This is a genomic window from Streptomyces sp. NPDC058231, assembly GCF_042882275.1.
Taxonomy (GTDB): Bacteria; Actinomycetota; Actinomycetes; order Streptomycetales; family Streptomycetaceae; genus Streptomyces.
The window spans coordinates 148,967-160,392 of record NZ_JBHVWN010000011.1 but is presented as its reverse complement, the minus strand read 5'-3'; the positions used below and the strand labels follow the sequence as shown (position 1 = coordinate 160,392).

The window sequence follows — 11,426 nt, the reverse complement described above, 5'->3', positions numbered from 1 at the left end:
CTCCCTCACATTCTCCCCCACCCCCCACCCACCCGCTATCTGTCACAACCACCCACTGGGGGCCGCCCCCTGTCAGCGGGGGCCCGACCCTCTGTACTCGGCACTCTGCCTGGTCAGCGGCTTGATCATGCTGTCCGGACTGAAGTGCCCCCGGCAGGATTCGAACCTGCGCACCCGGCTCCGGAGGCCGATGCTCTATCCCCTGAGCTACGGGGGCGTATCGCTGTGTTGCTCGGCGACGGGTGAAACACTACCAGCTTCGGCGGGGTGTCCGTGAACAGGTATTTCCACCGGGTCGCCGTGCGTGCCGCGCCGGCAGCGGAGGCGTCCGCCGCGCCGTCCGCCGGGGCCGTCCGGGTGCCGGCCGTCCGCCACCCGTCCGGGGGCGGAAGTGGGCAAAACCCGGACGCAGCCCCGTCTCCCGACCTACCCTCGGAGTGTGTCAGGGGCTTGTGGCCGCGTGCTTGTTGTCGATGACAACAAGGTCATCCGGCAGTTGATCAGGGTCAATCTTGAGCTTGAGGGCTTCGAGGTCGTGACCGCGGCCGATGGTGCCGAGTGCCTGGATCTGGTGCACCAGGTCTGCCCCGATGTGATCACCCTCGATGTCGTCATGCCCCGGCTCGACGGCCTGCAGACCGCCTCTCGGCTCCGCTCCGATCCGCGGACCAGACATCTGCCCGTCGCGATCGTGAGTGCCTGCACGCAGTACGAGGTGGAGAACGGTGTTGCCGCAGGGGTCGATGCGTTCCTGGCGAAACCCTTCGAGCCGAGCGAGCTGGTGCGGCTCGTGCGGCAGTTGGCGGACCGCGGGACCCCGCATGCCGTCGACGGCATACGAGGCGCCGGGAGGGCGGGAAGCGCGGCGGGCTGACCGCATGGCGAAACCGGGTCGCGGAACGCCCCCCTTCCTCCCCTACGCTTGTCCCGTGACCCCCGCCGATCTCTCCAGGACCGTGCTGCACGCTGTGCGCCGCGCGGTCGACGAGGACGCCTTGCGCGCGCCCGTGCCCGCGCGCGTGCGGGTGGAGCGGACACGGCCCGGCGGCAGCGGGGACTACGCCTGCGCCGTCGCCCTGCAACTGGCCGCGACCGCCGCACGGCCGGCCAGGGAGGTCGCCGAGATCCTGCGGGAACGGGTCGCCGGTACACCCGGGATCCGGCGGGTCGAGGTCACCGGACCCGGGTTCCTGAACTTCACCCTCGACGCGTCGGCCGACGCCCGGGCACGTGAGGCGCTCGTACAGGACGTGCTGGAGCGGGGCCTGCGGTACGGGCACGGGGACGTGCTCGCCGGGGACGTCCTGCAGCTCAGCCACGCCCGTGAGGTCCGGGCCGCGGTCACCGCGCACGCTCTGCGCACTCTCGCCCGCTCCCAGGGCGCACTCGTGCGCACCAGCTGCGACACGTCGCCCGACCCCGACTGGGCGCGACTGGGCGTCCGCGTCGACGCCACGGGGAAGCCGCCCACCCCGCTCACCGTCGTCCGGCCGGTACCCGCCGGTGCCGGTGCGGGGGCGCTGCTGGAGCGGCTCGGACCCGACGCCACCCGGTGGGGGCTGCTCCGGCCGGCCGGGCACGACCGGGCCCTGCTCGGCGGCGAGCTGCTCGTCCAGACGGCCGGCAATCCGCTCTTCCTGGTCCGCTACGCCCGCTCCCGGGCCCACGCGCTCACCCGTGGCGCCGCGCTCCTCGGCTTCGACGGCTCGTACGACGAGGACGTCGACGCGCCCGTACTGCTGCGCGCGCTGGCCGACTACCCCGAGGCCCTCGCCGCCGCCGCCCGCCACCGCGCGCCCGACCGGGTCGCCCGGCACCTCGAGGACGTCGCGCACGCCTTCTTCGACTTCCAGGACTCCACGCCGCCGCTGCCCGTCGGCGACGAGAAACCCTCGGCCGCCCACCGCTCCCGGCTGGCCGTCGCCGAAGCCGCCGGGACGGTGCTCGCAGGCGGCCTGACCCTGCTCGGCATCAGCGCACCCGAAGTCCTCTGAGAGATCCGAGAGAGCAGAGCAACACGATGAGCCGATCCGCACACCCCGCCGGTCCCCGCCACGCCGACGTGCTGACCGAGGGTCACTACACGGCCCCGGCCGCCGACCTCAACGTCCTCGACGAGAAGGTCTGGGCCCGCACCGTCTCCCGCGACGACGACGGCGTCGTCACCGTCGGAGGAATCGAAGTGACCCGGCTGGCCGAGGAGTTCGGGACACCCGCCTACTTCCTCGACGAGAGCGACTTCCGCGCCCGCTGCCGGGCCTGGGCCGACGCGTTCGGGCGGGACGCCGACGTCTTCTACGCCGGAAAGGCGTTCCTTTCGCGGGCCGTCGTGCGCTGGCTCCAGGAGGAGGGGCTCAACCTCGACGTCTGTTCCGGCGGCGAGCTGACCACCGCCCTCGACGCCGGAATGCCCGCCGAACGCATCGCCTTCCACGGCAACAACAAGACGGTCGCCGAGATCGAGCGCGCCGTCGCGGCAGGCGTCGGGCGGATCGTGCTCGACTCCTTCCAGGAGATCGCCCGCGTCTCGCACGTCGCTCAGCGTCTGGGCAAGCGGCAGCGCGTGCAGATCCGGGTGACGGTCGGAGTCGAGGCGCACACCCACGAGTTCATCGCCACCGCGCACGAGGACCAGAAGTTCGGCATCGCGCTGGCCGGTGGCCAGGCGGCCGAGGCGGTGCGCCGGGCGCTCACCCTCGACGGGCTCGAACTCATCGGTATCCACTCGCACATCGGCTCGCAGATCTTCGACATGGCCGGCTTCGAGGTCTCCGCCCGGCGCGTGGTCCAGCTGCTCGCCGAGGTGCGCGACGAGCACGGTGTGGAGTTGCCGGAGATCGACCTCGGCGGTGGCCTCGGCATCGCGTACACCTCCGAGGACGACCCGCGCGAGCCGCACGAGATCGCCAAGGCCCTCGGTGACATCGTGACCCGCGAGTGCGAGGCGGCCGGCCTCGCGACCCCGCGGATCTCCGTCGAGCCGGGGCGCGCCATCGTCGGACCCACCGCGTTCACGCTGTACGAGGTCGGCACCATCAAGCCCCTCGAAGGACTCCGTACCTATGTGAGCGTCGACGGCGGGATGTCGGACAACATCCGTACCGCGCTGTACGACGCCGAGTACACCGTCACGCTCGTCTCGCGCCGCTCCGACGCCGAGCCGATGCTCGTCCGTGTCGTCGGCAAGCACTGCGAGAGCGGTGACATCGTGGTCAAGGACGCGTTCCTGCCGTCCGACCTCGCGCCCGGCGATCTGATCGCGGTGCCGGCCACCGGTGCCTACTGCCGTTCCATGGCGAGCAATTACAACCACGCGCTGCGCCCGCCCGTCGTCGCCGTGCGCGACGGAGAGGCGCGCGTGATCGTCCGGCGCGAGACGGAGGAAGATCTCCTGCGTCTTGACGTCGGCTGATGAAATAGATGTCTCAGGATCCGGACGGGTAGCAGAAACTCCCGTCCGGTGAGTGAGACTGGTCCACACGTGAGCATGCATGAGAAACGAGGTCGGATGATGCGTACGCGTCCGCTGAAGGTGGCGCTGCTGGGCTGTGGAGTGGTCGGCTCAGAGGTGGCGCGCATCATGACGACGCACGCCGACGACCTCGCCGCGCGCATCGGCGCGCCGGTGGAGCTCGCCGGTGTCGCCGTCCGCCGTCCCTCGAAGGTGCGTGAGGGTGTCGACCCCGCACTGATCACCACCGATGCGACCGCCCTGGTCAAACGGGGCGACATCGACGTCGTCATCGAGGTCATCGGGGGCATCGAGCCCGCCCGCACACTCATCACCACCGCCTTCGAGCACGGCGCGAGCGTCGTCTCGGCCAACAAGGCACTGCTCGCCGAGGACGGCGCCGCCCTGCACGCCGCCGCCGAGCGGCACGGCCGCGACCTCTACTACGAAGCGGCCGTGGCCGGTGCCATCCCGCTCGTACGGCCGCTGCGCGAGTCCCTCGCCGGCGACAAGGTCAACCGGGTGCTGGGCATCGTCAACGGCACGACCAACTTCATCCTCGACAAGATGGACACCAGCGGCGCCGGATACTCCGAGGCGCTCGACGAGGCCACCGCCCTCGGGTACGCGGAGGCCGACCCGACCGCCGACGTGGAAGGCTTCGACGCCGCCGCCAAGGCCGCGATCCTCGCCGGTATCGCCTTCCACACCCGGGTGAGGATCGGCGAGGTGCACCGCGAGGGCATCACCGAGGTCACCGCCGCCGACATCGCGTCGGCCCGCCGCATGGGCTGCACCGTCAAGCTCCTCGCCATCTGCGAGCGCGCCGCCGACGGGCAGTCGGTCACCGCGCGCGTGCACCCCGCGATGATCCCGCTCAGCCACCCGCTGGCCTCCGTCCGCGAGGCGTACAACGCGGTCTTCGTCGAGGCGGAGGCCGCCGGGCAGCTGATGTTCTACGGCCCCGGTGCCGGCGGCTCCCCGACCGCCTCCGCGGTCCTCGGCGACCTGGTGGCGGTCTGCCGCAACAAGCTCGGCGAGGCCACCGGCCCCGGTGAGTCCGCGTACACGCGTCTTCCGGTCAGCCCCATGGGCGAGGTCGTCACGCGGTACCACATCAGCCTCGACGTGGCCGACAAGCCTGGCGTACTCGCCCAGGTCGCAACGGTCTTCGCCGAACAGGGCGTATCCATCGACACGGTTCGCCAGCAAGGCCGACAGGACGGAGGCGGCGAGGCATCCCTCGTCGTCGTCACCCACCGCGCGCCCGACGCCGCCCTCTCGGCGACCGTCGAGGCGCTGCGCAAGCTCGACACCGTGCGCGGTGTCGCCAGCATCATGCGTGTTGAAGGGGAGTAAGGACCCATGACCACCAAGGGCACCCACCAGTGGCGCGGCATCATCGAGGAGTACCGGGACCGTCTCCCGGTCACCGACACGACGCCGGTCGTCACACTCCGTGAGGGTGGAACGCCGCTCGTCCCCGCGCAGGTCCTCTCCGAGCGCACGGGCTGCGAGGTGCACCTCAAGGTGGAGGGCGCCAACCCCACCGGGTCCTTCAAGGACCGCGGTATGACGATGGCGATCACCCGGGCCAAGGAGGAGGGTGCGCAGGCCGTCATCTGCGCCTCCACCGGCAACACCTCCGCCTCCGCCGCCGCGTACGCGGTGCGTGCCGGCATGGTCTGCGCCGTCCTCGTGCCCCAGGGCAAGATCGCGCTCGGCAAGATGGGCCAGGCGCTCGTCCACGGCGCCAAGATCCTTCAGGTCGACGGCAATTTCGACGACTGTCTGACGCTGGCCCGCTCGCTCTCGGACAACTACCCCGTGGCGCTGGTCAATTCGGTCAATCCGGTCCGTATCGAGGGGCAGAAGACCGCGGCGTTCGAGATCGTCGACGCGCTCGGTGACGCCCCGGACATTCATGTCCTCCCGGTCGGCAACGCTGGCAACATCACCGCGTACTGGAAGGGTTACAGGGAGTACGCGGCGGACGCGATGTCCACACACAAGCCGCGCATGTGGGGCTTCCAGGCCTCCGGCTCCGCGCCCATCGTCCGCGGCGAGATCGTCAAGGACCCGTCGACCGTCGCCACCGCGATCCGGATCGGCAACCCGGCCTCCTGGCAGTACGCGCTGGCGGCGCGGGACGAGTCGGGCGGCTTCATCGACGAAGTGACGGACCGTCAGATCCTCTCCGCCTACCGGCTGCTGGCCTCCCAGGAGGGCGTCTTCGTCGAGCCCGCCTCGGCCGCGTCGGTTGCCGGCCTGCTCAAGGCCGCTGAGGAGGGCAAGGTCGACCCGGGCCAGAAGATCGTCTGCACGGTCACCGGCAACGGCCTGAAGGACCCCGACTGGGCCGTTGCGGGCGCCCCGCAGCCGGTCACCGTGCCGGTCGACGCGGCCGCCGCCGCGGAGAAGCTGGGCCTCGCGTAACCGCGACCACAGCAGCTCAGCCGCCCCCTTCCCCGGGGCGGAGAGCGCATAGGAGGCGTGCGACACGCATCGTGCGCCTCCTGTGCGCCCTATGTCGCCACGGAACCTTCCTTCGATAAGCTGTACCCAACCCGCCACGCCACACCTGCCGCGGTGTTGCCGTCGTGGCCATCGGGTTCTCCACAGGCTTTCGACACACTCGGCGCCACCATCCCCACCGCAACACCATCCCCACTGCTGCCTCACAAGGAGAGTCGTCGAAGCGATGGCCGGTCCCGCCTTCCGAGCCGCCGCCGTCCGGGTGCGCGTCCCCGCCACCAGCGCCAACCTGGGCCCGGGTTTTGACGCCCTGGGCCTGTCGCTGGGGCTGTACGACGACGTCGTCGTCCGCGTCGCCGACTCCGGCCTGCACATCGACATCGCCGGCGAGGGTGCCGAAACCCTGCCGCGCGACGAGAGCCACCTCCTCGTACGCTCGCTGCGCACGGCCTTCGACCTGCTCGGCGGACAGCCCCGCGGCCTGGAGATCGTCTGCGCCAACCGCATCCCGCACGGGCGCGGCCTCGGCTCCTCCTCCGCCGCCATCTGCGCCGGCATCGTCGCGGCCCGCGCCGTCACGACCGGCGGCGACGCCCGGCTCGACGACGCGGCGCTGCTGGAGCTCGCCACCGAGATCGAGGGCCACCCCGACAATGTCGCAGCCTGTCTGCTCGGCGGCTTCACGCTGGCCTGGATGGACGGCGGTGCCGCCCGAGCGATCAGGATGGACCCCTCCGATTCCATCGTTCCGGTGGTTTTCGTTCCGGGCAAGCCGGTACTCACCGAGACCGCCCGCGGACTGCTGCCGCGCACCGTCCCGCACGGCGACGCCGCGTTCAACGCCGGCCGTGCGGCCCTCCTGGTCGAGGCGATGACCAGGAGGCCCGAGCTGCTGCTGGCCGCCACCGAGGACCGGCTGCACCAGGAGTACCGGTCCCCGGCGATGCCCGAGAGCGTGGAACTCGTGAACCGGCTGCGCGCCGACGGCGTCCCCGCGGTCGTCTCCGGTGCGGGGCCGACCGTGCTGGCGCTCGCCGAGGCCGGTGCGGCCGACAAGGTCGCACGGCTGGCGGGCGAGGGATGGGCGGCCAACCGGCTCGCTCTCGACGCCCAGGGCGCGAGCGTGCTGCCACTCGCCCCGCAGTGAGAAGTGATTGCCGGTGAGTGAGAGGGGGAATGTTTGTTGGAGCCGGTAGTGTTAACCTCAAGTCTGCAATCGACGTCTATGTGGCGCGTTGCTTCGTGTCCCTTTCCGGGGCCACCATTTCTTCCGAGAGCCTCCCCAACTGCCTGAGCAGCCTGCCTGAGCAGTTTCGAGCACGCTCCGGAACCGGCACGACACCCCTCGCTTGTCCAGGAGTGGGCCGAGCAGGGGGATGCTCGCGCCGGACCCTTGCACATTCATCTCTCCGCCGTACCCGGCGGACCACCGCCCCGGCACGGTCCGCAAGATCAAAAGACCGCAGTCGGACAGCACAACCGGTCGCCGAGCCAGAAGGCCGACGTCCGCTCCAGGGAAGGACCCTTCGTGAGCGACACCACCGATCTGATGGGCGTGACTGCCGACAAGAGCGTCGACAGTGCCGCGCCCGCCGAAGGTGCTGCCACTGGCACCACCGCACGGCGCCGCCGCTCCGGCACCGGCCTCGATGGCATGGTCCTGGCCGAGCTGCAGCAGGTCGCGTCCGGCCTCGGCATCAAGGGCACTGCGCGGATGCGCAAGAGCCAGCTGATCGAGGTCATCAAGGAGGCGCAGGCCGGCAGTGCTGCGCCCAAGGCCGCCTCGGACGCCGAGAGCAAGCCGAAGCGCCGCGCCACCTCCAAGGCGCGCACGGGGGACGAGTCCGCCGCCGCGCCCGCCGAGAAGGCCACCGCCCAGCAGCAGATCGACATCCCCGGCCAGCCGGCCAGCGACGACCAGCCCGCGGGCGAGCGTCGCCGGCGCCGTGCGACCGCGCAGGCGGGCAGCCCGGACACCAAGCCGGAGTCCAAGGCGGAAGCCAAGACGGAGACGCAGGCGGAGCCGAGGGGCGACGACCGCGCCGACGCGAAGGCCGAAGCCGCCGTGGACACCGCGGAAGGCCGTCGGGGCGACCGCGGTCAGCGCGGCGACCGCGGTGAGCGTGGCGACCGCGGTGAGCGTGGCGACCGTGGCGACCGCCGGGACCGTCAGCGCGACCGCCGCGGCAAGGGTGACGAGCAGGGCGGCGGCCAGGGCCAGCAGGGCGGCCAGCGCCAGCAGCGTCAGGGCCAGGGCCAGAGCCAGAGCCAGGGCCAGAGCCAGAGCCAGAGCCAGCAGGGTGGCGGCGGACCGCAGGACGACGGTTACGACGACGAGGCAGGTGGGCGTCGTGGCCGCCGCGGCCGCTACCGCGACCGCCGTGGCCGCCGCGGCCGCGACGACTTCGCGAGCGACGCGCCGCCGGTCTCCGACGACGACGTGCTGATCCCCGTCGCGGGCATCCTGGACATCCTGGACAACTACGCGTTCATCCGTACCTCGGGCTACCTGCCCGGCCCGAACGACGTGTACGTCTCGCTCGCCCAGGTCCGCAAGAACGGCCTGCGCAAGGGTGACCACGTCACCGGTGCGGTGCGCCAGCCCAAGGACGGCGAGCGCCGCGAGAAGTTCAACGCGCTGGTCCGCCTCGACTCGGTCAACGGCATGGCGCCCGAATCCGGCCGCGGCCGCCCGGAGTTCCAGAAGCTGACCCCGCTGTACCCGCAGGACCGGCTCCGGCTGGAGACCGACTCCAACGTCCTGACCACGCGGATCATCGACCTGGTCGCCCCCATCGGCAAGGGGCAGCGAGGCCTGATCGTGGCCCCGCCGAAGACCGGCAAGACCATGATCCTGCAGGCGATCGCCAACGCGATCACCGTCAACAGCCCCGAGTGCCACCTGATGGTCGTCCTGGTCGACGAGCGTCCGGAAGAGGTCACCGACATGCAGCGGTCGGTGAAGGGCGAGGTCATCTCCTCGACCTTCGACCGTCCCGCCGAGGACCACACCACCGTCGCCGAGCTGGCCATCGAGCGCGCCAAGCGCCTCGTGGAGCTGGGTCACGACGTGGTCGTCCTGCTGGACTCGATCACCCGTCTCGGCCGCGCGTACAACCTCGCGGCCCCGGCATCGGGCCGCATCCTGTCCGGTGGTGTCGACTCGACCGCGCTGTACCCGCCGAAGCGCTTCTTCGGCGCCGCGCGGAACATCGAGGACGGTGGCTCGCTGACCATCCTGGCCACCGCGCTCGTCGAGACCGGCTCGCGCATGGACGAGGTGATCTTCGAGGAGTTCAAGGGCACCGGCAACATGGAGCTCAAGCTCGACCGGAAGCTCTCGGACAAGCGCATCTTCCCGGCGGTGGACGTCGACGCGTCCAGCACCCGTAAGGAAGAAATCCTGCTCGGCAGCGACGAGTTGGCGATTGTCTGGAAGCTTCGCCGGGTGCTCCACGCACTCGACCAGCAGCAGGCGATCGAGCTGCTCCTGGACCGGATGAAGAAGACCCAGTCCAACGCGGAGTTCCTGCTCCAGATCCAGAAGACGACGCCCTCCCCGGGCAACGGCAACGACTGACGTCGTACCGTCCCGGCAGTCGTCAAAGGGCCGCCCCCGTCACCTCGGTGACGGGGGCGGCCCCATTTCTGCGTGGTTGCGTCCGGTCCGTCCCGTCCGAGACCTTCGCCACACGGAAGACCGTTCCGCCCCGGCCCCGAAGATGGCTGCACAGGCCAAGAAACTGCAGGTGAGCGCGGGATCACCAGCCGTCCGGCGGGGCCGCGCACCGGTACGGCGCCCATCCGGACCGCACGGACCGCTGTGCAACTCTTTTCGAGGCCGTCGCGTTGAACCAAGTAGCGACAAAGCGACAGAACCAGTGCCCGAACGCCGCTGCAGGGGGTAGCCGGGAGCAAGCGAGGAACGAGGGATTCGGATGACCGGGCAGGACGGGAACAACAGCCGAATACGTGGCACCGGCAAGCGCCGGAGGAAGCCTTCCGGCCGTCGCAGGGCGACGGTCGTGGGGGCCTGGGCGCTGGCCGGTGTGGTCGTCGTAGGCGGTGCTGGGCTGGGGTTCGCCTACTTCAAGCTCGACGGCAACCTCAAGGCGGTCGACATCGACGCCGCGCTCGGCAAGAACCGCCCCGTCGACGTCGACAACGGCTCGCAGGACATCCTCGTCCTCGGCTCCGACTCCCGGTCCGGCGCGAACTCCGCGTACGGCGTGGACGAGGGCGCCGCCCGCTCGGACACGGCGATGGTCGTGCACGTCAACAAGGGTCACAAGACGGCGAGTGTGGTCTCCATCCCGCGCGACACCCTCGTCACCCGCCCCGACTGCACGAGCGACACCACCGGCAGGACCGTCGCCGGCCAGCGGCGCGCGATGTTCAACACGGCGTACGAGGTCGGCGGTCCGGCCTGCGCGGTCAAGACGGTCGAATCGATGTCCGGCATCCGCATGGACCACTACCTCGAAGTCGACTTCACCGGTTTCAAGAAGCTCATCGACCAGCTCGGCGGGGTCAGGATCACCACCACGCAGGCGATCGACGACTCCAAGAGCCACCTGAATCTGCAGCCCGGCACGCACACCCTCGACGGCGAGCAGTCGCTCGGCCTGGTGCGCACCCGCAAGAGCGTCGGCGACGGCAGCGACCTCGGCCGCATCCAGCTCCAGCAGGCCTTCATGAAGGCGCTGATGGAGCAGGCGAAGAGCGTCGGGGTGTTCTCCAGTCCGAAGACCCTGTTCGACCTCGCGGACACGGCGACCAAGGCCGTCACCACCGACTCCGAACTGGGTTCGGTCAAGAAGCTGACCGGTTTCGCCACCGGCCTCAAGGGGCTCGGCGCGAAGAACGTCAACATGGTGACGCTGCCCGTCCAGTACGATCCGGCCGACCCGAACCGCGTGGTACCGCTGGAGGAGTCCGCCCGCCAGGTATGGGCGGCCCTGGGGCAGGACAAGCCGGTCCCGGCGTCCGCCACCGAGAAGTCGGCGGGCGACAAGGGCGACGCCGGCAAGATCGTCCAGTAGGACCCGTCATCCCGGTGACCCGGCGGGCACGGTCCGTTTCCGGACACCCCGGGAATAGTTGCGGCCGCACCCCGGTTTTGGGAGATACGGCCGGTCCTGGCAGACTGGTACGTCGGCCCCGGTTCACGGACGCGCAATCCGTGCGTACGACCCGGAGCCCTCCCGAACCTAGGAGACACCCTTGAAGCGCGACATCCACCCCGAGTACGTCGAGACCCAGGTCAGCTGCACCTGCGGCGCGTCGTTCACCACCCGGAGCACCATCGACGGCGGCGCCATCCGTGCCGACGTCTGCTCCGAGTGCCACCCGTTCTACACGGGCAAGCAGAAGATCCTCGACACCGGTGGCCGTGTGGCCCGCTTCGAGGCCCGCTTCGGCAAGGCTGCAGGCTCCGCCAGCAAGTAGCGAGCACTTGCGCCGGTCCTTGGCGCCCTCTTCCCGGGGGCGCCAAGGCCGG

9 protein-coding genes and 1 tRNA gene are annotated in these 11,426 nt (G+C 70.6%); 9 read left to right on the top strand and 1 reads right to left on the bottom strand.

Annotated features, from left to right (window positions below):
* Positions 1-145: 145 nt before the first annotated feature.
* Positions 146-217, bottom strand: a tRNA-Arg gene (locus ACFVXE_RS11250).
* Positions 218-460: 243 nt separating this feature from the next.
* On the opposite strand from ACFVXE_RS11250, the gene ACFVXE_RS11245 reads away from it, so the two are divergent.
* The 9 genes from ACFVXE_RS11245 to rpmE all read left to right on the top strand — a co-directional run bounded on the left by ACFVXE_RS11245 (position 461) and on the right by rpmE (position 11,374).
* Complete coding sequence (locus tag ACFVXE_RS11245; protein ID WP_389670778.1) at positions 461-874, top strand: response regulator; 414 nt, start codon at positions 461-463, stop codon at positions 872-874.
* A gap of 55 nt (positions 875-929) precedes the next feature.
* Positions 930-1,994 (top strand): ArgS-related anticodon-binding protein NrtL, encoded by a 1,065-nt coding sequence (gene nrtL / locus ACFVXE_RS11240; RefSeq protein WP_389670777.1) that lies wholly within the window; start codon positions 930-932, stop codon positions 1,992-1,994.
* Between the two features lie 26 nt (positions 1,995-2,020).
* Positions 2,021-3,412 carry a diaminopimelate decarboxylase gene (gene lysA, locus ACFVXE_RS11235; protein WP_389670776.1) on the top strand — a complete coding sequence of 464 codons (1,392 nt, stop codon included), beginning with the start codon at positions 2,021-2,023 and terminating at the stop codon, positions 3,410-3,412.
* A gap of 96 nt (positions 3,413-3,508) precedes the next feature.
* Complete coding sequence (locus ACFVXE_RS11230; RefSeq protein ID WP_389670775.1) at positions 3,509-4,810, top strand: homoserine dehydrogenase; 1,302 nt, start codon at positions 3,509-3,511, stop codon at positions 4,808-4,810.
* 6 nt (positions 4,811-4,816) lie between these two features.
* The gene (gene thrC / locus ACFVXE_RS11225; RefSeq protein WP_389670774.1) at positions 4,817-5,887 is read left to right on the top strand and encodes a threonine synthase; all 1,071 of its coding nucleotides are present in this window, start codon (positions 4,817-4,819) and stop codon (positions 5,885-5,887) included.
* Between the two features lie 265 nt (positions 5,888-6,152).
* A complete protein-coding gene (thrB, locus tag ACFVXE_RS11220) occupies positions 6,153-7,073 on the top strand; it encodes a homoserine kinase (RefSeq protein ID WP_389670773.1) in 921 nt (306 codons plus the stop codon).
* A 381-nt stretch (positions 7,074-7,454) separates the two neighbouring features.
* Entirely contained in the window at positions 7,455-9,506 is a 2,052-nt protein-coding gene (gene rho / locus ACFVXE_RS11215) for a transcription termination factor Rho (protein ID WP_389670772.1), read from the top strand.
* A 358-nt stretch (positions 9,507-9,864) separates the two neighbouring features.
* A complete protein-coding gene (locus ACFVXE_RS11210; protein WP_389670771.1) occupies positions 9,865-10,968 on the top strand; it encodes an LCP family protein in 1,104 nt (367 codons plus the stop codon).
* 181 nt (positions 10,969-11,149) lie between these two features.
* On the top strand, positions 11,150-11,374 hold the full coding sequence (gene rpmE, locus ACFVXE_RS11205) for a 50S ribosomal protein L31 (RefSeq protein WP_030915942.1): 225 nt from the start codon (positions 11,150-11,152) through the stop codon (positions 11,372-11,374).
* Positions 11,375-11,426: the final 52 nt, after the last annotated feature.

Coding starts and splice junctions, on each gene's coding strand:
- thrB (WP_389670773.1), top strand. CDS start 6,153: ATGGCCGGTCCCGCCTTCCGAGCCGCCGCCGTCCGGGTGCGCGTCCCC.
- ACFVXE_RS11210 (WP_389670771.1), top strand. CDS start 9,865: ATGACCGGGCAGGACGGGAACAACAGCCGAATACGTGGCACCGGCAAG.
- thrC (WP_389670774.1), top strand. CDS start 4,817: ATGACCACCAAGGGCACCCACCAGTGGCGCGGCATCATCGAGGAGTAC.
- lysA (WP_389670776.1), top strand. CDS start 2,021: ATGAGCCGATCCGCACACCCCGCCGGTCCCCGCCACGCCGACGTGCTG.
- ACFVXE_RS11230 (WP_389670775.1), top strand. CDS start 3,509: ATGATGCGTACGCGTCCGCTGAAGGTGGCGCTGCTGGGCTGTGGAGTG.